This window comes from Hydrogenophaga taeniospiralis CCUG 15921, assembly GCF_001592305.1.
Lineage (GTDB): Bacteria > Pseudomonadota > Gammaproteobacteria > Burkholderiales > Burkholderiaceae_C > Hydrogenophaga > Hydrogenophaga taeniospiralis.
Genome location: NZ_BCWR01000001.1, coordinates 501,726 through 523,065, shown reverse-complemented (window position 1 = coordinate 523,065; position 21,340 = coordinate 501,726). Strand labels below are relative to the sequence as shown.

Here is a 21,340-nt window from a genome sequence, read left to right as displayed (position 1 = left end):
TGAACGCAGCGCCGGGCCGTTCCCCAGCAAGCCCGCACCGCAGCCCACAGGGCGAAGGTAAACCCATGACCACGAACCTCAAGATCGACTTTGTGTCCGACGTGTCCTGCCCCTGGTGCGCCATTGGCCTGTCCGCCCTGGAGCAGGCCCTGGCCGCCGTAGAGGGCGACATCCACGCCGAGATGCACTTCCAGCCCTTCGAGCTCAATCCGCAGATGGGCCCCGAAGGCCAGGACGTGACCGAGCACCTGACCCAGAAATACGGCAGCACGGCCGAGCAGCAGGCGCAGATCCGCGCCACCATCCGCCAGCGCGGGGCCGAGGCCGGCTTCACCTTCAAGCCCGAAGGCCGGGGCCGCATCTGGAACACCTTTGACGCGCACCGCCTGCTCGCCTGGGCCGACAAGGAGGGCGCGCCCGGCCAGCAGCACGCGCTGAAGAAGGCGCTGCTGACCGCCTACCACGGCCGCGCCGAAAGCCCGGCCGATCACGCCGTGCTGCTGGCCGCGGTGGTCGACGTGGGGCTGGACGAAGCCCGCGCCCGCGAGGTGCTGGCCAGCGACGCCTTCGCGCAGGAGGTGCGCGAGCGCGAGCAGTTCTACCACCGCCAGGGCATTCACTCGGTGCCCGCGGTCATCGTCAACGACCGGCACCTGATCTCGGGCGGTCAGCCCGCCGAGGTGTTCGAGCAGGCGCTGCGTCAGATCGCCGCGGGTTCCTGAGCAGCGATGCCGTTTGACAGCACCGCTCATCTCCTCTCCGAGTCGCCGGGTGATGAGACCCCATTTCTGGATCGGCGCCAGAGATGGACCGGCGTCAGCAGCTTTCTGCTGGGGGTGTTGGTCGCGGTGGGCATCGTGTCGCTGTACATCGGCCTGTCGCGCTGGGTGGACGGGGCGGACAGCCTGGCCCAGCTGTCGCTGTACTCCGACGAGCGCGGGGACCTTGACATCGACGAGGTGGCGGCACTGCCCGCGGGCGCGTTCAAGCCGGTGAGTGCCCAGGTGTCGCTGGGGTATTCAAGCGCGGTGCGCTGGTTTCGCGTGGAGATGCCTTCAGGGACGGTCGGCCGGCGGGCGCTGGTCGTGCAACCGAGCTACCTGGACGATGTGCGCCTGTACCTGCGCGATGCGGGGCAGGCCGGCGGTTGGCGACTGGAGCAGCAGGGCGACCGGTTCGCGTTCGCACAGCGGCCCCGGGAAGACCTTGCGTTCACCGCCGAGGCCGAGTTCTCCGCCGGGGTGGCGGCGTTTGTGCGCGTGAAGACGCGCAACGCGCACAACGTGCGGGTGAGGGTGATCGATCCCCGGACGGCGCACCGGGAAAACGCCTGGACCTTGGCCGGTGTGGGGCTGTATGGCGGCGTGGTTTTCGTGCTGGCCTGCGCGTCGGCCATGTCGGCAGCGTTGCAGCGCGACCGCTATTGGGCGGTCAATGCCTTGTTCCAGCTGACGTCGATGGTGACGATGTTTTCCTATTTCGGGCTGGGGGCACAGTTCCTGTTCCCCGAGGCGCCGCGCGCGGCCGATCTGCTCTCGGTCTGGTGCGGCTACTTTCACTTCTTCTTCGGGGCCTTGTTCTATCGCCTGTTTCACGCGCTGTACGGCGTGCCGCGCTGGTTGCTGCGCCTGCAGACGCTGACGCTGCTGTTCCTGCCCACACAGATACTGCTGATGGCCGTGGGGCGCTCCGATCTGGCGCTGCAGCTGCCGGCGATCCTGATGCCCGTTTCCATGGGGCTGGGTCTTGTCAGTGTGTTCATGCTGCGCTGCCATGACACCTTCCTGCTCAATCTGCTGCGGGTCAATGCGATCACCACCACGGCGTACTTCATCGTCCTGTACGTCGCCCACCTGGGCTGGTTTCAGGCGGGTTTCCTGCACCTGTACCCGGGCGTCTTCATCAACCTGCTGACCGCTGTGCTCCTCCATCTGGTGCTGCTGCGGCGCAACTTCCTGCTGAGCCGTCAGCAGCAACTGGACCAGCGCGAGTTCGCGCTGGTCCAGCAGCAGATGCACATCGAGCGTCAGAAACGCGAGGAAGACGGGCGCTTCCTGAGCATGTTGCTGCACGAAATCCGTTCGCCCTTGTCCGTGGTGGCACTGGCCCGCTCGGCGCTGGAGCGCAAGCTGCCCCAGATCGGCCACGCCACGCGAGACGCGGCGGCGCGCGATCTGCAGCGCATCGAGGCGTCGGTGCAGCAGATGCGCGAGGTGTTGCAGCAGGTGCAGGCCACGAGCGAGCTGGAGTACCGCATGAACGCCGACGAGGGCCTCTCGGCCAAGGCGGCGCTGGGCACCTGCGAGCTGTCTGCGCTGCTCAACCGCCTGCTGGCCGAGCACGTGCGGCATGCGTCCGTCGACACCGCGCAACTGTCGTCCTTCGAGCAGGGCGGGCGCTGGGTGGTCGCCGGGGGGCTGGAGCGGGTGCTGATGATGATCCGCAACCTGGTGGACAACGCGATCAAGTACTCCGTGCCCGGCTCCATGGTGGTGCTGGATATGGCGGTGCGCCCGATGAGCGGGGACTGGAACTCCCAATGCGCCCTGGCGGTGCGCAACCAGGTGGGCGCGGTGGGCATGCCGGACCCGCAGCGGGTGTTCGAGAAGTATTACCGGGGCCCCAACGCCCACCAGTACTCCGGCTCGGGGCTGGGGCTGTACTGGGTCCGGGGCCTGGCGCAGATGCTGGGCGGCGATGTGGGCTGCAGCGTGCAGGGCAGCGAGGTGACGTTCACGCTGGTGCTGCCCATCCTGGCGGCGGGCGAGCGGTGTTCGACTTTTCCGCCGCCGGGCGGGGACAAGGGGTGACGGATGTGGGATGTACTGGTCTGCGAAGACTTCACCAACTTGCGCGAAGCCCTGGTGGACTACCTCAACGACAGCGGCGTCTGGCGGGTGCGCGCTGTGAGCGATGGCCAGGGCGTGCGCGTGGCACTGGCCGAGCGTGTGCCCGACGTGCTGCTGCTCGACGTGGGGCTGCCCCAGGAAAGCGGCATCGAGGTGGCGCGCTGGGTGAAGGCGGCGCACCCGGGGCTGGGCATCGTCATGTTGTCCGGGCGCACCTCACCGGTTGATCGCCTGGCCGGCTGGCGCTGCGGGGCCGACGTGTACCTGCTCAAGCCCGCTGAAATGGAAGAGGTGGAGCTGGCGCTCACGGCCCTGGTGAAACGCGGTCAACCCGCCGCCATTCGGCCCGAGCCCACCGAGGCCCAGCCGGTGCTGCAGGTCGCCAAGGGGCAACTGGTCTGCCCCGGCGGCCAGGCCAGTCCGCTCACCGGCCGCGAGGTCATGCTGCTGCACGCGCTGGCGCTGTCACACGGCAGCCTGGTGGAGAGCGAAACCCTCAGGCGCCTGCTGTGGTCCGCGCAGGAAGAGGGCGACGTCGACCTCAACAACGCCCTGTTTTCCCTGGTGCGGCGCCTGCGCCGAAAGCTCGATGGCCTGGGCTTTCCCGCGGACGCGCTCAACGTTGTGCGGGGCCGCGGCTACCGGCTGGCCTGTCCGCTGCGCATCGAATAACCGCCGCCACAGGCGGTGATGCCGAGCCGCCAGACCGCTTGCCCCGGGCAACGCGTCACGCCATGCCGTACGGCGTGCAATAAATCACGCCTAAACCAGCCTTGACCATGGCGCCATGCCTTTTATCAAGGTTTCTGTCGACTTGTGACAGGTTGTGACAGATTCGCAGAAAACGTAGTCCATAGACTGACTCCGGTTATGAAAATATCACTGGAGAGTCTTAATGAAGCGTGAATTTGAGCGATTTGGTGGTGTTGCTAGAAAGCAACGTCAAGGCGGTTTCACCTTGGTGGAGCTGTCGGTGGTGCTGGCCGTCATCGGCCTGATCATCGGCGCCATGGCCATTGGCAAGGACGTCCAGCGCAATGCGGAGTTCACCAAGGTCAAGAACAAGTTCATCGACCAGTGGGAGCAGTCCTACAACCAGTACTACCAGCGCACCGGCGTGGTCGTGGGCGACAACCAGGTGTCGCCGCGCCTGATGGTCAACGGCGCCGCCTACGTGGCCGGCGGGGTGCTGCCGATCTCGGGTGGCAACATGACCGCCGTCGTGGCACCGCCCCGGGTGTGCGACAAGGCCGACAACGCCGCCATGACCGCGCGCACCGTCGCCGCGGCCACCACCCTGCGCACGCAGATGACGCAGGCCGGCATCCGCATGCCGCCCGGCCGTGCCGAGGGTTTTGAAGACCGCTACGTCTACCTCGACAGCAACGGCAACCCGCAGGAGGTGCAGGTCTGCTTCCAGTGGAACAACCCCAGCGCCCCCGAAGGTGCGGGCAACGTGATGATCGTCTCGGGCCTCACGCCCGAGCTGGCCCGCATGCTCGACCAGATGGTCGACGGCAAGCCCGATGCCCAGGAAGGCCGTTTCCGCCTGCAGGGCGTGGCCAACGGCACCGCGAACGCGCCCGGCGTGCAGTGGAACCGCACCAACGACGACACGGTCGCCAGTGGTGCCGGTGCGGCGGGCGACAACCTCCAGCGCGACGAGAGCCAGGTGGTGACCGTGGTCGCTGTCTACAAGATGAACCAGTGACCCCCAGCCTTCACTCCTCACTCTTCGGGAACCACGCCATGACCGTTTCTTTCAAAGCCCGCCGCGGCGCCCAATCGGGCTTCACGCTGATCGAGTTGACCCTGGTGCTGGCGGTGATCGGCCTGATCATCGGTGCCATCGCCATCGGCAAGGACGTGCAGCGCAACGCCGAATACACCAAGGTCTCCAACAAATTCCTGGAGCAGTGGAAGATGGCGTACGACCAGTACTACCAGCGCACAGGGACCGTGGTCGGTGACTGCCAGCAGGCACCCACCTACATGATCAACGGCTCGGAGACCACCATTGGTGGCACGGGTGCCTGCCAGCGCACCGGTGGCCAGGCCGTTGCCGGCATCCCCGAGAACTTCGGCGGCACGGGCGCCAAGGTCTGCGAAGGCCAGGGCTACGCCGCCAACCAGGCTGGCGCGGGCGACACCGCGCTGGCCGTGCAGACGCTGCGCACGCTCATGACCCGCCACGGCGTGCGCCTGCCGCCGGGCCGCGGCGAAGGCCACGAAGACCGCTACGTCTACCAGGACAGCAACGGCAATTCCACCGAAGTGCAGGTGTGTTTCCAGTGGAACCCGGCGGGCACCGCCAGCGGTGCAGGCAACGTGATGGTGGTGCGCGGGCTGACGCCCGACCTGGCCCGCTACATGGACCAGCTGGTCGACGGCAAGCCCGATTCGCGTGAAGGCCGCTTCCGCATCCAGGATCGTGCCGCCCACACCCAGACCACCGACGCCAATGCCCCGGGCACGTCCTGGGAGGCCAACAACACCATCGCCAGCAACATCGACGGCAACAGCCAGAGCGGCAACGACCCCACCGCGGTCGGGCCGAACAACCCCGGCGCCGCGACCACCACCGGCCGGCAGTACGACGAAGACCGCGTCACGCTGCTGACGGCCCACTGGATGATGGATCAGTAAATGGCCATCTCCCGTCATGGACGTCTGGTCGTCCTCGGAGTGGTGACGGTCGCCCTGGCGGCGGCGGCCTGGCTGGCCATGAGCCAGGTCTCGCAACTGAACCAGGCCCGCGCACAGGTGGCGTCCACCCGGGCCGAGCTGGTCCAGTTGCGTGGCCTGATGCCCGTGGTGGAGCAGCGCGAGCGCTACGCGCGCCTGGACGCCGAGATCCGCGCGCTGGCCGAGCGCGAGGGCATCGACCCCACCCGCTGGAGCACCCGCCGTGTCCAGCGCGCGCCCTCGGCGGTGTCGCGTCTGGAGGCCGAGCGCCTGCTGAGCCAGCAGCTCGGTGGTGGCGCCCTCCAGTGGTTTGCCGCCGATCGTTTCGACGTGGCGGTGGTCAGCCCCACGGCCGGCCTGTTCACGCCCGCCTTGCCCGATGACCGGGGCTTCAGCCTGGAGCTGTCCGGTGTTGTCTACTTTCCGTTGGGTGCCCCATGAAACCTGACCAGATCATTCTTGTCTGCGCGCAGGGTTGGTTCCAGCTCGCCGAAGGCCGCTGCCGCGAGCTGCAGCCCTGGGCCGACGTGAAGGGCTCCGCGCTCGTGGTGGTGGAGTTCGCGCAGTCCCAGGTGGGTGTGCAGTCCTGCAAGGGCAAGGCCGAATACGCCGCGGCCATCATCGAAAAAGCGGTGCGCGCCGAGGGCGCCGTGGACGGCCCCCTGCAGGTCTTCGTGCACCGGCAGATACGCCACAACGACAGCAGCTCGGTGCTCTACACCGCCATTCCGCTGGACCTGTGGCAGCAATTCCAGACCTGGTCGCAGCAGCAGCCCGACCATTGCCTGATCGTGCCGCTGGCCGGCCTGTTCCTGGGCAAGGCCGCGGACGACCAGTTGCAGGTGCTGCACCTGGGCTCGCAGCTGCATGCGTTCAGCGCGGCGGGCGGCAAGATGCATTACGCCGGCGCGACGGCCATCGGCAGCGACCCCGCCGACCTGCACGCCCCCTTGCGCACCGTGGTGATGCAGCTCAAGGCCAGCGGCTGGACCGGCGCACCCAAGGGCCTGCGCTGGGGAGCCGTGCTGTCCGACGATCTGGACGTGGAGCGAGGCCTGCTGGGCAAGCTGGCCGAGGCCGGCCTGAACGACGCGCGCCTGATGCCGCACGAGGCGTTCCGCATCGGCGACGTGGCCTGCGCCACCGTGCTGCCGCACCTGCTCGACGCCATGGATGCCCAGGCGATCCAGGCGCCCTGGCTGGGCCGCATGGCCTGGCTCAGCGAGCGTTACGTGGTGCCGCTGGCCGCGCTGATCGCGGTGATGACGGTGGGCCTGGGTGCCTTTGCCTTCTTCTCCAGCCACCTGATCGAACAGGAGAGGACCGCCCTGCAGGCCCTGCGGGGTGAAGCGGAGCAGCTGCGCCAGCGCGTGAGCCAGGTCGACCGGGCCAACACCGCGGCCCTCGATCCCGCGGCGGCCACTTTCGTGCGCCAGCTCGGTTTTGCCGCCGTGCACGACCCCATCCAGATGCTGGCCACGGTGCGCCAGGCGGCGCGCCCCGGCGTGCGGGTGCAGCGTGTGCAACTGATCAAGACCGACAGCCAGGCCAGACCCCGCTTCCGCGTGGACGGTGTGGTGGACGGCCCGGCCAACCAGGAATTGCGCCGCTTTCTGGCCGAGCTGCTGGCCCAGGGCTGGCAGGCCGAATCGGTGTCACCCAACGACGGTTCGTCGGGGGCGTTCGCCTACCTGTTGAAACCGGTCGTGCCGGGCAAGAGCATCTGAGCGCCCGGTCCGCGAGCGGGAGGCCCGTCGGTTGGCGGGCCCCCGGTCCGGTGTCTTTTTCCGAGTACCGCATCCAGCGACACAGCCCATGAAATACGTAGCCCTGACTCTCACCACCGCCGCCACGGCGCTGCTGGTACTGGCGATGGCGGGCATCGCCCAGCAGATCGGCAGCAACGGCCGGTCGATGCCGCCTTTGCAGGTCTCGCTCAGCCCCTTGAGCGAGCAGCAGATGCGCGAGCAGGACGAGGTGAAGGACGCCCTGGTGGTCCTGCGCGGCGCGGCCGCGGGCCGTCCGCAGGGGCTGGCCCAGGTTGGCCGGCTCCCGGCCGCGCCGGTGGACCAGGGCGTGCAGGCGCAAGCGGACTACGGCAGCATCTTTGCCCTGCCGCCCGAGGTGGTGGCCACGAAGGCGGTGAAGGGGAGCCCGCGGCCCGAGCGGGTCGCGCTCTCGGCCGTGGCCCTGCCGCGTGTGAGCGTGGTGCTGCGCGCCGGCAGCGAAGGCAAGGCCGTGGTCGACGGTTATCTGGTGGGCGTGGGCGACCAGGTGGCCGGTGGCCTCGTGGTCAAGTCCATCCGCATGGAGACGGTCACGTTCTCCGCCCATGGTGAAGACATGGAAGTGGCCGTTCCGCTGGAGCGCCTGCGGGTGCTGGGCGCCTTTCCTTCGCGGGGCAAAGGCCACTGATGAACAAGGGTGTGCTCGTCGGGGGTGGGCTGGGTTTGCTGTTGCTGGCGTTTTTGGCCGGCGTCTGGCTGTCCAGGCCGGCGCCCGAGCCGGTCCCGGCGGCGGCGCTGCCCGCCGCGCCCCAGGTGCGCCCGCCAGCCAGTGGCGCGCCGGACGCACCCGCGGGCCTGCCGGCCTCGCCCGCCGAGGCGCCCGCACCGTCTGCCAGCCCCGCGCCGGGCGGGCCGGGGCAGGGCGCTGAAGGCAGCGCACCGCCCTGGGCCGTGAGCAGCCCCCAGGCCCAGGCCGGCGGCCCGGGCGCGCCGGCCCTGACGCGCGAGCAGCGCCGCCAGATCCGGACCCAGATCCGCGCGAAGGTCAACGAGCTGCTGAGCAAGGGCCCCCAGCTCTCGCTGGCCGAGACCCAGGGGCTGCTGGACGACATCGAGAAGCTGGGGCAGGGCCAGTTCGACCCCCGGTACTTCCAGGTCATGCGGCAGATGATCCAGCACAGCGTGCAGACCCAGCGCCTGAGCGCGGAACTGAACCGCATCGCCCAGAGCACCGCGCCCAAGGACGTGGCGCGCCGCCAGGCCATCCTGGGCGAGCTGCGCGAGATCGGTGACCACATGGCCAAGGGCGCGCAGACGATGCAGTCGTATTCGCGCGACCTGCTGGCCGGCCAGCAGAAGCCCTGAGCGAGCACCGCCATGCACGCCACCCGCTCCCACCGATCCGCGCAGAAAGGCTTCACCTTTGTGGAGATGGCCGTGGTGCTGGTCGTGGGCGGCCTGCTGAGCTGGGCCGCTTTTTCCGCCTACGACACGGTGCTCGATGCCAAGGACCGTCGGCAGGCCCAGGACATGGCGCGCCAGGTGCAGTCGCAGCTGCGCGCCTTTGCCGTGCGCCACGGCCGCCTGCCATGCCCGGACGCCAGCGCCGCGGGCACGGGCCTGGAGAGTCTGGTCGGCGGCGTCTGCGGCACCGGCAATTTGATCGGCTGGTTCCCCTACGTCAGCGTGGGGGCGGACCTGCCCGTGGCCGAATACCGCGCCCGCTACGCCGTGTACCGCGCCCCCAACGCCAGCGCCCCGGCCGACGCGGACCTGGCGCTCAACCTGGAGCGCAGCGGCGACCCGCTCGGCCACGTGAACCACCGCGACGTGAGCGACCTGATCGTCGCCCTGAACAACGTGGCCGGCCTGGCCCTCGCGACCGACCAGCCCCACCTGACCGGCGACGGCGGTGTGGCCGGCGCGGTGGACTGCGCCACCAACCGGCAGATGTCGGTCGCCTACTGGCTCGTGGTGCCGCTCAAGGACCGCAGCGGTGACGGCGAGCGGCTGGACCCGCCGCAGGCCAGCGCCGGCCCCTGTGTGTTCAGCCCGGGCACCCCCGTCAGCGCCACCAACGACGACGTCGTGCTCTCCGAATCGCCCACGCAGCTGGCCGGCTGGCTGCGCAAGAGCCTGCCCTGAACCGCCGTCCTTTCCTTCACCGTTTTCTCCGCTTCAAAGACCGCCATGCACCACTTCAAGTTCTCCATGTTCAAGCCCGGAATGGCCACCACCACCGCGATTGTTTCGGCAGCCTTGCTGGGCGCCTGCGTGGCGCCGCCGCCCCAGAGCGCCAAAAACCTGGGCGACCCCGACGTGGACTCCCTGAAGCGCATGCAGGAGGTGACGCGGGCCGAGTCGGCGAAGCTGCTGGCCCAGCAGGAGCAGATCCTGCGGGAGATGCGCCGCACCGCGGCGGCCAAACCGCTGGAGCCCGCGGCCCCCACCTACGACCCGCTGGAAGGCAAGACCATCAGCGTGGCCGTGTCCAACGGCAACATCAGCCAGATCCTCACCGCCTTCGCCGACGCGGCCAAGGTCAACCTCATCGTGGAGCCGGCGGTGGTGCAGCAAGGCGCGTTGACCGACATGTTCCTCAAGGATGTGTCGCTGCGCGAGGCCTTCAACGAACTGCTGCGCAGCTACGACGTGGCTGGTGAAATCCGCAACCAGACCCTGCGCGTGAAGCTGCACGAAGAGAAGTTCTTCGCGATGGACTTCCTCAACATCAACACCCAGATGTCGCTCAACTCGGGCGGCAACGTGTTCGGCTCCAACTCCACCGGCGCCAATTCCGCGATCTCGGGCAGCCTGTCCATGAGCGCCGCGGCCGGCAGCCGCGCCGACCCCTACACCGAGATCGAGAACAACCTCAAGACCATTCTGGGCGAGGCCCGCTCGCCCGTGGTGGACCCGGCCTCGGCGGCCAAGGGCAACCAGGACCCGACCCAGGTGGTGCAGCCCAACCAGCAGCACGGCTTCACGCTGAACCGCACCTCCGGCACCCTGTTCGTCAAGGCCCGCCCGTCGCAGATGCGCTCGGTGGAAAAGCTCATCAAGAACACACAGGACATGCTGACCAAGCAGGTCTACATCGAGGCGCAGCTGATCGACGTGACGCTCAGCGACGGCTACGAGTTCGGCATCGACTGGACCCAGCTGCGCAGCCGCCTGGCGCTGAACTTCGGCTCCAGCGCGCTGGAACTGGCCGGCGGCGTGGCCAGCCTGCCGAACTCATCGCGCACGCGCAACTACCCCGCGAGCAGCCTGACCATTCCTTCCAGGCTGGTCGGGCCGGGCACGGGCCAGACCGGCGGCGGCGCGGCCTACCAGGACAGCAGCGGCTCGACCGTGATCAACGCCCTGCGCTCTTTCGGCAACCTGCGCATCCTCTCCAACCCGAACATCCAGGTGCGCAACGGCACCCCCGCGATGCTGTCGGTGGGCACCAGCCAGCGCTACGTGTCCAAGTCGAGCTCGGCCGAGAACAACATCGGCGGGGGCGCGACCACCACCTCGTCCGAGGTGCAGACCGACGCCGTGTTCTCCGGCGTGATGGTCGGCGTGCTGCCCATGATCCGCGAGGACGGGCGCATCGAGCTGCTGATCAACCCGGTGCAAAGCGACGTGGACCCCTCCAGCCTGGCCCTGGTCGAGGTGAACGACTCCAACCGCGTGAGCCTGCCCCAGGTGGCCTACAAGGGCCTCACCACCACGCTGAACGTGAACGATGGCGACGTGGTCGTGGTCGGGGGCCTGATCGACCAGAAGAGCGGCAACAACAACGGCGGCCTGCCGTTCCTGTCGGACGTGCCTTTCTTCGGCAAGCTCGTCACCAAGGAAAACAACAGCCAGTCCGCCCGCGAGCTCATCGTCGTGCTGCGTGTGCGCCTGCTATGAGCCTCATCTACCAGGCTCTCAAACAAACCGAACAGCAGGCGGCGCCTTCCCAGCCCTCTGGTCGTCGGTGGACCGGCGTGGCCACGCCCGCGCCGGCCCGGCGCGGCTGGAACCCCATGCCTGCGTTGTGGGGCGTGGTGATCGCGGCCGTGGCGGTGCTGGCGGGTTGGATGGTGAGCCTGGCCATGGCGGCCCAGCACGGGCCGTCGGCGGCGTCAGCGCAGGTTTCACCGCAGGTGCCAGTGCCCGTGGTGCTGGCGGCGCAGGGCCGTGCTGCCATGGTCTCGTCCGCACCGGTGGCCCCGGCCCCGGTGAGCGCTGCCCGCGTGGCCTTGCCTGAAACTGCCTTGCCTGAGGTGGCCTTGCCCAAGGCGGACCTGCCGCTGCCCACCGCCTCGCCCCGGCTGGCGCTCTCGCGCGCCTTGTCGGCACCGGCCGCACCGGCTCAGAAACCGCAGGGCACGCAGAGTGTTGAAGACGCACGCCCACCCGCCGAGCCCGCCGCCGGAAAGAAGGGGGCTGCAGCGAGCCCGCCTGCACCGGCGAGCGTGCCGGTGTCCCAGCCCACGCCCGACGAACTGCCGGCCCTGTTCGATGCGCTGAACCAGGCGCTGGCCGGCCACGATGTGGACGCGGCCCGCCGGCAGCTGCAGGCGATCCAGGCCAGGCTGCCGGAATCTTCCGTGGCCCGGTTGCGCGCCGAGGCCTGGTTTGCCCACCAGACCGACGATCTCGACGGCGCGCAGCGCCTGTACCGGCGCCTGCTGGACAAGCTCTCGGGCGACGAACACGCCAGCCTGAATCTGGCGGCCATCGAGAAGAAGCGCCAGCGCTTTGACCAGGCCAAGGACGTGCTGGCCAAGTCCCTGCGTCAGAACCCGAATTCGGCGGTGCTGCGCACGGCGGTGGACCAGTTGGCCCGCAGCGAGACCAGCCCATGAACGCCCGCAACAGCCACCTGGCCGCGCTGGGCCTGGTGCGCAACCCCTTTCCCTACACGCCCGACGCGGGCTGCTATTTCTCGACCCCGCACCTGGACGAGCAGTTGGTCGAGCTGGAGCACTGCGTGCTCTCGCGCAAGGGCTTTTCGCTGCTCACGGCCGAGGTCGGCATGGGCAAGAGCACGCTGGTGCGGCGGCTGATGACGGACCTGGCCGCGAAGAACGTGGTCTCGGCGCTGGTGTTCAACACCTTCCTGCAGGGGCCGGAGCTGCTGGCCGCCGTGCTGCAGGACTTCGGCCTGGAAGGCACCGGCGCGCTGCCGTCCGACATCTCCGCGCTCAACACCTTCCTGCTCGCCAACCACCGCGAGGGCAAGACCTGCCTGCTGATCATCGACGACGCGCAGAACCTTTCGGCGAACTCGCTGGAGCTGATCCGGCTGCTGTGCAACCTGGAGACCGACCAGGAAAAGCTGCTGCAGATCCTGCTGGCCGGCCAGCCCGAGCTGGAAGAGATGCTGTCGCAGCACAGCCTGCGGCAGTTGCGCAGCCGGCTGGTGAAACATTCGCGGCTGTATGGCCTGACCAGCACCGAGATCGCCGACTACGTGCGCTTCCGCTTCGAGTCGTCCGGCAGCAACGGCTCGCTGGTGCTGCAGACCGATGCCTGCCAGCTGCTCTGGCGCGAAACGCAGGGCGTGCCCCGGCAGATCCACCTGATCATGGACCGCTGCCTGTACGGGCTGGCGGCGCGCAACGGCAACGTGATCGACGCCAACCTGATGAAGGAGGCTATCACCGACAGCCGGGTCGATCTGGTGGGCGCCCCCACGGTGGACGCCGTGGGCGTGGTGCCGCCGGCCCGCACCCGCCGGCCCTGGCTGGTCGCCGCCGCCTTCGCCGGCCTGGTCGCCACCGGCGCGGCCCTGGGCTCGCGTTTCGGCGGCGTGGACGCAGGCCAAGCGCAGCCGATGGCTGATGGCGCGGCGGCCCAGGTGGTCGCTTTGGCTCCGCCGTTGACCGAGCCTGCGCCGGCCCCCGCATCGGCGGCCCCGGACGCACCGGCCGTGGCGGCGCTGTCCGTTTCGCCCGATGCATCCGCCGCTGCACCGGGCACACCGGCCGTGGCGCCCGGCGGCCTCTTCGGCGCCGGCTGCGAGCCCGCCACCGAGCAGCCCGACGGGCGCATGGTCGTGAGCCAGCCGCTGGCGGAGCTCACCCACCAGCTGCTGGGCGCGCGCCTGGCCCGGCTGGCCGACGTCTGCATGGACAGCCGCCAGGGCCAGGTGTGGCTGACCTGGAGCACGCCCCAGGCCGGCCACGCCCTGAACAACCGCCTGACCGCGGCCCGCTTCCAGATCGCGCTGACCGAATACGGCAGCCTGCTGCCGCGCGAAGTGGACGGCATCTGGGGCGAGCGCAGCCGCGGCGCCCTGAGGCAATTCCAGAACGAACTGGGCCTGAGTCCCTCGGGCGAGGTGGACCCCCTGAGCGGCCTGCTATTGGAGAAGTTCTATGTACAAGAACAGTGACACCGGGATGGAACCCATGAACGAAACGCGCCTCAGCTTCAGCCGGATGCTGGTGTCCAACGGACTGGTCAGCCAGATCGTGATCGACTACGTGCGCCAGAAGCAGGCGGTCGAAGGGCAGAAGCTCGGGCGCATGCTGGTGGAGCTGGGCTTCATCAGCGCCAAGGACCTGGCGCGCCAGCTGGCGATCCAGCGCGGCATCGAATTCCGGGAGGTGCCCGCGGTCGACCCGGAAGTGGCCGCGGCCTTCAACCGCAGCCTGTGCCTGACGCACAACTTCCTGCCCGTGGGCCGCGAGGGCGACAAGCTGCGGGTGCTGCTGGGCGACGCGGAGCCCGATGCCGTGGCCACGCTGATCCAGCGCCGCGTCGGGCAGGAAGTGGTGTTCTGGCAGGGCGAGTTCTTCGCCGTCATCGACGCCATCCACCAGCACTACTACTTCCAGGAAAACCCGGTCGAGCGGCTGATCGAGGCCGAGATCCGCAAGCTCGGCGACGACCGCGACCACGCCTACAGCCCCGACCGGTTGATGGAGCTGATCCTGCACACCGCCGTGCGCGAGCGCGCCACCGACGTGCACCTCGCCCCCACTGCCCGCAGCCGCGGGGTGCTGATGCGCATCGACGGCGTGTTGCGCCCGATGTTCGCGATGCCGCCCTCGCTGGACCGCCTGGTGTCGTTCATCAAGCTCAAGGCCGACATGGACGCCAGCGAGCAGCGCCTGCCGCAGGACGGCAGCTTCACCATCAACCTGATGGACGCGACCTACACGATCCGGGTCTCGACCATGATCTCGGAGTTTGGCGAGCGCGTGGCCATGCGTCTGCTGGCCGAGCGCAGCGACCTCGACCGCCTGCAGGACCTGGGCTTCCTGGAGGAAGACGTGGCCGAGATGGAAAAGGCCTTCGCGCGCCCGCACGGCCTGATCCTGATCACCGGCCCCACCGGCTCGGGCAAGAGCACCACCCTGCACGCGGCCCTGCGCGTGCAGCCGCTGGTGGAGCGCAACGTGCTGACGGTGGAAGACCCGGTGGAATACCGGGTGCCGGTGGCCTGCCAGACCGAGGTGAACCGCCGCGCCGGCTACGACTTCGCCAGCGCCATGCGGCACTTCCTGCGCCACGACCCGGACATCATCCTGGTGGGTGAGGTGCGCGACGCCGAGACGGCGCGGGCCGCGCTCGACGCCTCGTCCACCGGGCACCTGGTGCTCTCCACCCTGCACGTGGGCGGCATCTTTGGCGTGGTGCCCCGCCTGCGGCTGCTCGGTGTGGACGCCGAGACCGTGGCCGAGAACCTGGTCGCGGTCATCAACCAGCGCCTGGTGCGCTGCATCTGTCCCTACTGCAAGGCCCAGCGCGCCGCGACCGAGGACGAAAAAGCCTGGCTCGGGCCGGAGGTGTCCATGGTGCACCACGGGGTGGGTTGCAGCCACTGCCGAGGCACGGGCTACCGCGGCCGGTTGCCGGTCTATGAAATCCTGACGGTCAAGCGCGAGCTGGCCGACGCCATCGTGGGCGAGGCCCCGCGCGCGCGCATCCGCGAGCTGGCCGAGGCCAGCGGGCTCAAGCCCATGGCGGGCATGGCCCGCTACCGGGTGCTCCAGGGCGAGACCACGGTGGACGAGGTGCGCCGCGCCATCGGACTGGAGTAAGCCATGAGCACCGCCGCCGGTCTGCGTACCTACTTCTACCGCGTGCTGCTGCCCCACGGCAAGGTGAAAAGCGGTTTCCTGCGCCTGCTGGTCGAGCGCGACCACTCGGTGCGCCTGCGCCTGGAGCAGACCACCGAGGGCGCCGTGCTCAGCCTGGTGCGCCTGCCGGCCTGGGTCACGGCCCTGAACGACCTGCGCATGCGGCTGTTTCGCCGCCACGTGCGCCAGCAGGACCTGGCCGGTTTCCTGCGCGACATGGGCATCATGCTGGACGCGGGCGTGCCGATGATGGAGGCGCTCAAGACGCTGGTGGAAGACGAGTCCGGCGACGACGGCGTGGCCGAGCTCGCGCAGCGCGTGCACACCGACCTGGGCTCGGGCATGCGCATGCCGCAGTCGTTCGCCCGGCACCCCGACGTGTTTCCGGAAACCGTGCGCAACCTGGCGGAGATCGGCGACCAGTCGGGCGAGCTGCCGCGCATGCTGCTGGAGTCGGCCTCGCACATCGAGCGGCTGATCGACATCCGCCGCGACATCCGCACCGCGCTGATCTACCCGGTGCTGGTGTTCACCACCATCCTGGGCGTGGGCTTCTTCTGGCTCTACTACGTGGTGCCCAACATGGCCCAGCTGTTCAAGCAGCTGCAGGCGAAGCTGCCGCCGCTCACGCAGTGGCTGATCGCGGTGTCGGACGCGCTGGTCCATTACCTGGTGCTGTTCGCGGTCGGCGTGGTGCTGCTGGTGATGCTGCTGATGTGGCTGTACCGCTCCATCCCCGGCTTCAAGCTGGCCTGCCACGAGCTGCTGCACCGCCTGCCGATCGCGCGCACCCTGTCCACCTCGTCGGGCATGGCCTTCATCAGCGAGCACCTGGCCCTGCTGGTGCGCGCCGGCCTGGACTTCATGCTCAGCCTGGACGTGTTGTCCCGCGCCACCACCGACCAGTACTACCGCGAGCGCCTGCTGCGGGTGCGCGACGGCGTGGCGCGCGGTGAAGGCATCGGCGCGTCCATGCGCCGCGTGGGCGGATTCCCGGCCATGGCGGTGCGCATGATTTCCGTGGGCGAGGAGTCCGGCTCGCTGGACAAGCAGCTCGACCGCCTGGCCACCGAATACCGCAAGCGGCTGGACGTGGTGGTCAAGTCGCTGGGCGAGATCATCAAGCCCGCGCTGATCCTGCTGGCCGGCGCGCTGTTCATCTTCCTGATCGTGGCGCTGCTGCTGCCGATCTACGACCTGGTGCGCCAGTCGGTCAACCACTCGCTGGGAGGGGGCTGATGCGTGTGATGCCCCGGGCCCGCCCACCCACCCCGGCACCCCGGCGCCGCCACCGCGGCCTGGGCCTGCTGGAGGTGCTGCTGTTCATCGCCATCGTGGGCGGGCTGGCCACGGTCGGCTACCTGGAATGGCGCGAGCGCTCCGCGCTGCAGAGCTCGCGCCAGGAGCGCGCGTCGCTCTCCCAGGCGGACACGGCGGTGATCACCTTCGCCACGGTGATGCGCCGCCTGCCGTGTCCCGACACCGACCGCGACGGGCTGGAAGACTGCGGCGGCGGCGCCCAGAAGGGCTGGCTGCCCTCGGTGTCGCTCAAGCTGGCGGGGGCCGACGCCGGCGTGGGCGTGGCCCAGCTGCGCTACCTGGTGCAGCGCGGTGCCACAGCCTACGACCTCGCGGTGCTGGGCGACGACTGGCGCCCGCTGGAATACGACGATGGCGCGACCACCTTCGCGGCCATGCGCGACACCGTCGGCAACGGCGGCAGCTACCAGGCCAACATCCTCACCCTGCCCGACCTGTGCCAGCGGGTGGGGGAGGGCGCGGTGGCCACCTTCGGCGCGGGCATGGCCCACGTAACCGCGTCACCCTTGCGGGCGGTGGCCTATGCGCTGGTGCATCCGGGCCTGGAAGACACCGACGGCGACGGCTCGCTGTTTGATGGCGTCAACGGCGCGGCGGGCAACACGGTGGAAGACCCCGACCGCTCGCCGCTGCTCAGCAGCTACGACGACGTGGTGCGCGAGCGCTCGTTCGCCAGCCTGCAGTCGGCCTTCCACTGCCAGCCGCTGGCGCAGTCGATCGACACCGTGGCCCTGGGGCTGGACGTGGTGAATCAGGTCGACGACATGCGCGAGGACAACATCGACGCCGCCGAGCGCGCGGTGATCTTCGCCGCGCTGGGCGCGGCGATCACCGCGGTGGAGCTGACCGCTTCGGTGGTGGAGGCCGCGTCGGACACGGGCAACGCGGTGGCCGAGGCCACACTGTGCGGCGCCACGCTGGGCCTGGCGGTGAACGCCTGCGCCGCCTTCCCGCAGCACATCGCCTCGGCCGTGCTCGCCGGGGTGTCCACCGCGGCCAACATCGCCACCATCGCCCTGAACGTGACGGCCGCGATCATGGCGGGCAACGCGCTGGTGCTGGCCGACAACAGCCGCCCGCCGGCATCGGTGTCCTGCCCCGTGCCCGACGTCAGCGCGGCGCTGGCCGCGTCGCTGGACGAATGGAACAAGGCCAAGGCCGAGGTCACCCGCCTGGAGGGCGAGGTTGCGCAGAAGCAGACCGATCTGGCCAACGCGAACACCACCAAGACCGATGCGATCAACGCCTTGTATTTCTGGGTCCGGTACGGCGGCTCATCGTCCGACCTCGACGGCACCGTGACCCTGTTGGTCAACGGATCGAACACCTGGAACCAGGAGGACCTGGACTATGACGAGGCCCAGGCGACCCGGACCCTCTACCAGACCGAATACGACAGCTGGAGCGACATCGTCGTGCGCTACAACAACATGCTGACCAACCGCACCACGCTGATCCCCCAGGTGGAGGCGGAGATTGCCGCGCTGGACATCCTGATCGCCGCCGAGACGGACCAGACCGCCAAGGAAGCCCTGCAGCTCCAGCGCAGCAACAAGCAGGGGGAGCTGGCGCTGCTCAACGACGTCACCACGCTCACCTCGGAGCGCGACAACGGGATCGTCAAGCGGGACCAGGCCTACGTGAACCTGCAGGCCGCCATCGCCGCCGAAGCCAGCGCGCTGGCGGTGCTCAACGGCGCGCTCGCCAGCTACCAGACGGCCTACGCCAACCTCGCCAACGGCAGCCTGGGCCCCTACAACTTCTATTACCCGCCCTTGACCTTCATCGCCTGCACCACGAAGCCCCTCCCGGCACCGGCCTGCACGAGTGGAAGTTATTCGACCAGTCCGTTTGTCCTGTCGGCGATGCAGGACCTGTACGGCTCGGGCGGTGACACCGGATCGACACAACCCCACGCAGACAGCAAATACATGAGGCCTCTGACGATTCAGCGCGAGCTCGACGGCTTGAACGCGCAGCTCACCGCCGCGCGGGAGATGGAAGTCGATACCAAGAAGCGCTACGACGACCTGAAGGCCCAGGCCGACAACCCGCCGGCCTGCAACCTCACCGGCACCGGCGTCACGCCCTGGTCGCCCACGACGGCCGCCGACCTGCTCATCAACGTCGACGTGAAGGGGGGCACACGATGAGACCCGTCTTCATCCGTCGCCGTCAGCGCGGTTTCTCGCTGATCGAACTGGGCGTGTCGCTGGTGATCGCCGGCGTGATCGGGCTGATGCTCTGGCGCTGGATCGCCGCCACGCAACAGCCCGTCTCGGCGCAGGACATGCGGCGCCAGTTGGGCGAAGCGCAGTCGGCGGTCGAAGGCTTCGTGCTCACGCGCCACCGGCTCCCGTGCGCCGCCGCCAACACCGGTGGCGTGGAAGCCTGTGGCACGGCCGACGCCGTTTTCCTGCCCTGGAAAACGCTGGGCCTGAGCAGCGATCTGAGCGTGCTGCACTACGGTGTGAACCGGGGTGGCGGCGCCGATCTGGCGGCCACCGGGGCGGCTTGGATCGCGCCCGACCTGAACATCGACTTCAGCGGCGTGCCGGTGCTGCCGGTGGCCACGGCCGATGCCCCGGCCGCCGCCACCGCCGCCACGCAGGTGACCAGCCTGATCACCGCGGCGGTGGCCCGGCGTACGGTGGTCAACGGGCTGGACTGGTGCCGCGTGTTGCGCGGTTTCGCGGCCAACCCCACGGCGGCCGGCGTGTTGAGCGCCGGCAACATCACGGCCAGCCTGCCCGTGGCCTACACGCTGGTGCACCCGGGGCTGAACGGCCAGTTCGACGGCAACAACCGGGTCGGCGCGGGCGGCTCCTGGCGCTTCGACCTGCCGGGTCGCGTGCAGGACGAGAGCTTCGACGACATCGGCCTGGCCGTGGGGCCGGCGGACCTGTCCGCGCGCATGGGCTGCGTGGCGCGGCTGAGCGCCGCCCAGGCCTCGGCCCAGGCCGCCTTCGCCCAGTACGACACCACCCGCGTGATGCAGGAGTACTGGTCGCTGCGCGAATTCGACGTGACCACGGCCGAAGACGGCGTGAGCGGTGCCGAGACCGGCGTGGCCATGGCGGCCATGGGCCTGGCCATTTCGACCACCAGCACCCTGGTGGGGCTGGCCTCGGCCGCCAACACCGAGGGTCTGACCGTCTACGCCGTGGCCATCGCGGCCGTCAACATGGCCGTGGCCGTCACGGAAACCGTGCTGGCGGCGCAGGACCTGGTGGATGCCCAGCAGGCCCTGGTGGACTCCCGGGCCAAGCTCGTGGCCACCAGCACCTACGCGGCCGGTGTCTATGGCTCGCTGGCCGACGCGCTGAGCCAATCCATCGCCCTCGACACGAAAGGACTGAACCCATGAGACAGCGCATGAAGGGGTTCACGCTGGTGGAGATCTCGGTGGCGCTGCTGGCGCTGGGCCTGATCGTGTGGGGGGCGGTGGCGTTCTGGCAGCAGTCCGCGGGCCAGCGCGTGTCGGCCGTGCAGCTGGACGCGCAGCAACAGGCCCACCAGTCGGTGCTGGGTTTTCTGTACGCGCGGCACCGCCTGCCGTGCCCGGCGGCCGACGCCAACGGCGTGGAGTCGTGTTCGCTCGCGGGTGGCGGTCTGCGCCAGGTCGGCTACGTGCCCTGGCAGACGCTGGCCTTGCCACGGCCCGAGGCTGGCCGGCTGCGCTACGGCGTGTTCCGTGAGGCCTCGGCCACGGCCCCCCTGGACCGCGACCTGGCCGTGGCGCAGGACCGCATGAACCCCCTGCGTGTGCGCACGCCCAACCCGCGCCCGCAGAACGGCAACGCCCCCAACGGCAACGCGCCGCCCCTGCCTGTGGCCTCGGCGGGGCTGCTGGGCGCCACCCAGTCCGGCGACGTGGCGGCGCCGCTCAACAGCGCGTGCAATGCGGCCAACGCGCCGCCCTGCAGCCTGGGCGGCGCGGCCTCGGTCAACCAGGTGGACGTGTGCCTGGCGCTGAACACCGCCTCGGACGCGGCCACCGCGCCCGCCGGGTCGCTCGGTGTGATGTCCGCTGGCGTTCGCCGCCCGGCCGCCTTCGCCATCGCCGCGCCGGGCCTGCTCGACGCCGATGGCAACGGCCAGGCCTTCGATGGCGCCAACGCCACGGCCAGCGACGCGTCGCCCACCTTCGAGTCGTCCAACACCCGCGCGACCCACGCCTACGACGACACCGTGCTCGCCGCCAGCCACGCCGAGCTGTTTGCCCTGCTGGGCTGCGAGACCGGCCTGTCGGTGGCCGAGCACGCCCACTTCAACGCCGCCACCGGCGCCTTCGTGCTGGAGCGGGCTTTGTACGACTACCGGGACCAGCTGTACGTGATGGTCAAGCTGGCGGAGGCGGACGTCGCGGCCGCCACGGCGGGGGTGACCAGCGCCATCGCCGGCGGGGCCGACGCCGCCCAGGCGATGCTCTCGGCCACCGCCGACACCACCATGAGCGCGGGCGCGCGTTCGTTCCAGATCGGCCTGGCCGCGGTCGGGATCGCCGCCGCGGTGGCGGGCGGCATTGCCGCGGGCGTCTCCATGGGGCTGGCCGTGGACTCGCTGGTGGACGCGCAGGACACGCACAGCGAATTCGCGGCCCGTACCACCGCCATCACCGACCTGTCCATCTCCATCAACCGCAACGCGCTGCTCGCGGACGCCATCGGCTTCTGAGCGTCCGAGTCCT

At 69.5% G+C, this 21,340-nt stretch carries 18 protein-coding genes; all 18 read left to right on the top strand.

Annotated features, from left to right (window positions below; all coding sequences use genetic code 11):
* The first annotated feature begins 65 nt into the window (after positions 1-65).
* Positions 66-722 (top strand): DsbA family oxidoreductase, encoded by a 657-nt coding sequence (locus tag HTA01S_RS02385; protein ID WP_068166944.1) that lies wholly within the window; start codon positions 66-68, stop codon positions 720-722.
* 6 nt (positions 723-728) lie between these two features.
* Positions 729-2,810: a sensor histidine kinase gene (locus tag HTA01S_RS02380; RefSeq protein WP_068166943.1), complete on the top strand. Its 2,082-nt coding sequence runs from the start codon at positions 729-731 to the stop codon at positions 2,808-2,810.
* A 3-nt stretch (positions 2,811-2,813) separates the two neighbouring features.
* Positions 2,814-3,521: a response regulator transcription factor gene (locus tag HTA01S_RS02375; protein ID WP_068166942.1), complete on the top strand. Its 708-nt coding sequence runs from the start codon at positions 2,814-2,816 to the stop codon at positions 3,519-3,521.
* 223 nt (positions 3,522-3,744) lie between these two features.
* Entirely contained in the window at positions 3,745-4,560 is an 816-nt protein-coding gene (locus HTA01S_RS02370; protein WP_068166941.1) for a type II secretion system protein, read from the top strand.
* A gap of 38 nt (positions 4,561-4,598) precedes the next feature.
* On the top strand, positions 4,599-5,495 hold the full coding sequence (locus HTA01S_RS02365) for a type II secretion system protein (protein WP_068166940.1): 897 nt from the start codon (positions 4,599-4,601) through the stop codon (positions 5,493-5,495).
* The gene (locus HTA01S_RS02360; RefSeq protein WP_068166939.1) at positions 5,496-5,975 is read left to right on the top strand and encodes a hypothetical protein; all 480 of its coding nucleotides are present in this window, start codon (positions 5,496-5,498) and stop codon (positions 5,973-5,975) included.
* The gene (locus HTA01S_RS02355) at positions 5,972-7,261 is read left to right on the top strand and encodes a hypothetical protein (RefSeq protein WP_068166938.1); all 1,290 of its coding nucleotides are present in this window, start codon (positions 5,972-5,974) and stop codon (positions 7,259-7,261) included. The genes HTA01S_RS02360 and HTA01S_RS02355 overlap by 4 nt, the downstream gene beginning before the upstream one ends.
* An 88-nt stretch (positions 7,262-7,349) precedes the next feature.
* A complete protein-coding gene (locus HTA01S_RS02350) occupies positions 7,350-7,949 on the top strand; it encodes a hypothetical protein (RefSeq protein ID WP_068166937.1) in 600 nt (199 codons plus the stop codon).
* Complete coding sequence (locus tag HTA01S_RS02345) at positions 7,949-8,626, top strand: hypothetical protein (RefSeq protein ID WP_068166936.1); 678 nt, start codon at positions 7,949-7,951, stop codon at positions 8,624-8,626. Before HTA01S_RS02350 ends, HTA01S_RS02345 begins: the two co-directional genes overlap by 1 nt.
* 12 nt (positions 8,627-8,638) lie before the next feature.
* Positions 8,639-9,406: a type II secretion system protein gene (locus HTA01S_RS02340; protein ID WP_068166935.1), complete on the top strand. Its 768-nt coding sequence runs from the start codon at positions 8,639-8,641 to the stop codon at positions 9,404-9,406.
* A gap of 45 nt (positions 9,407-9,451) precedes the next feature.
* The gene (mshL, locus tag HTA01S_RS02335; protein ID WP_245637968.1) at positions 9,452-11,164 is read left to right on the top strand and encodes a pilus (MSHA type) biogenesis protein MshL; all 1,713 of its coding nucleotides are present in this window, start codon (positions 9,452-9,454) and stop codon (positions 11,162-11,164) included.
* On the top strand, positions 11,161-12,105 hold the full coding sequence (locus HTA01S_RS02330) for a tetratricopeptide repeat protein (protein WP_068166934.1): 945 nt from the start codon (positions 11,161-11,163) through the stop codon (positions 12,103-12,105). The genes mshL and HTA01S_RS02330 overlap by 4 nt, the downstream gene beginning before the upstream one ends.
* On the top strand, positions 12,102-13,637 hold the full coding sequence (locus tag HTA01S_RS02325) for an ExeA family protein (RefSeq protein ID WP_068166933.1): 1,536 nt from the start codon (positions 12,102-12,104) through the stop codon (positions 13,635-13,637). Before HTA01S_RS02330 ends, HTA01S_RS02325 begins: the two co-directional genes overlap by 4 nt.
* Positions 13,621-15,291: a GspE/PulE family protein gene (locus HTA01S_RS02320; RefSeq protein WP_084235777.1), complete on the top strand. Its 1,671-nt coding sequence runs from the start codon at positions 13,621-13,623 to the stop codon at positions 15,289-15,291. The genes HTA01S_RS02325 and HTA01S_RS02320 overlap by 17 nt, the downstream gene beginning before the upstream one ends.
* Positions 15,292-15,294: 3 nt before the next feature.
* Positions 15,295-16,569, top strand: a complete 1,275-nt coding sequence (locus HTA01S_RS02315) for a type II secretion system F family protein (protein WP_068166932.1) — start codon at positions 15,295-15,297, stop codon at positions 16,567-16,569.
* Entirely contained in the window at positions 16,569-18,803 is a 2,235-nt protein-coding gene (locus tag HTA01S_RS02310) for a type II secretion system protein (RefSeq protein WP_068166931.1), read from the top strand. Before HTA01S_RS02315 ends, HTA01S_RS02310 begins: the two co-directional genes overlap by 1 nt.
* On the top strand, positions 18,800-20,017 hold the full coding sequence (locus HTA01S_RS02305; RefSeq protein WP_068166930.1) for a type II secretion system protein: 1,218 nt from the start codon (positions 18,800-18,802) through the stop codon (positions 20,015-20,017). The genes HTA01S_RS02310 and HTA01S_RS02305 overlap by 4 nt, the downstream gene beginning before the upstream one ends.
* Complete coding sequence (locus HTA01S_RS02300; protein WP_068166929.1) at positions 20,014-21,327, top strand: type II secretion system protein; 1,314 nt, start codon at positions 20,014-20,016, stop codon at positions 21,325-21,327. The genes HTA01S_RS02305 and HTA01S_RS02300 overlap by 4 nt, the downstream gene beginning before the upstream one ends.
* Positions 21,328-21,340 lie beyond the last annotated feature (13 nt).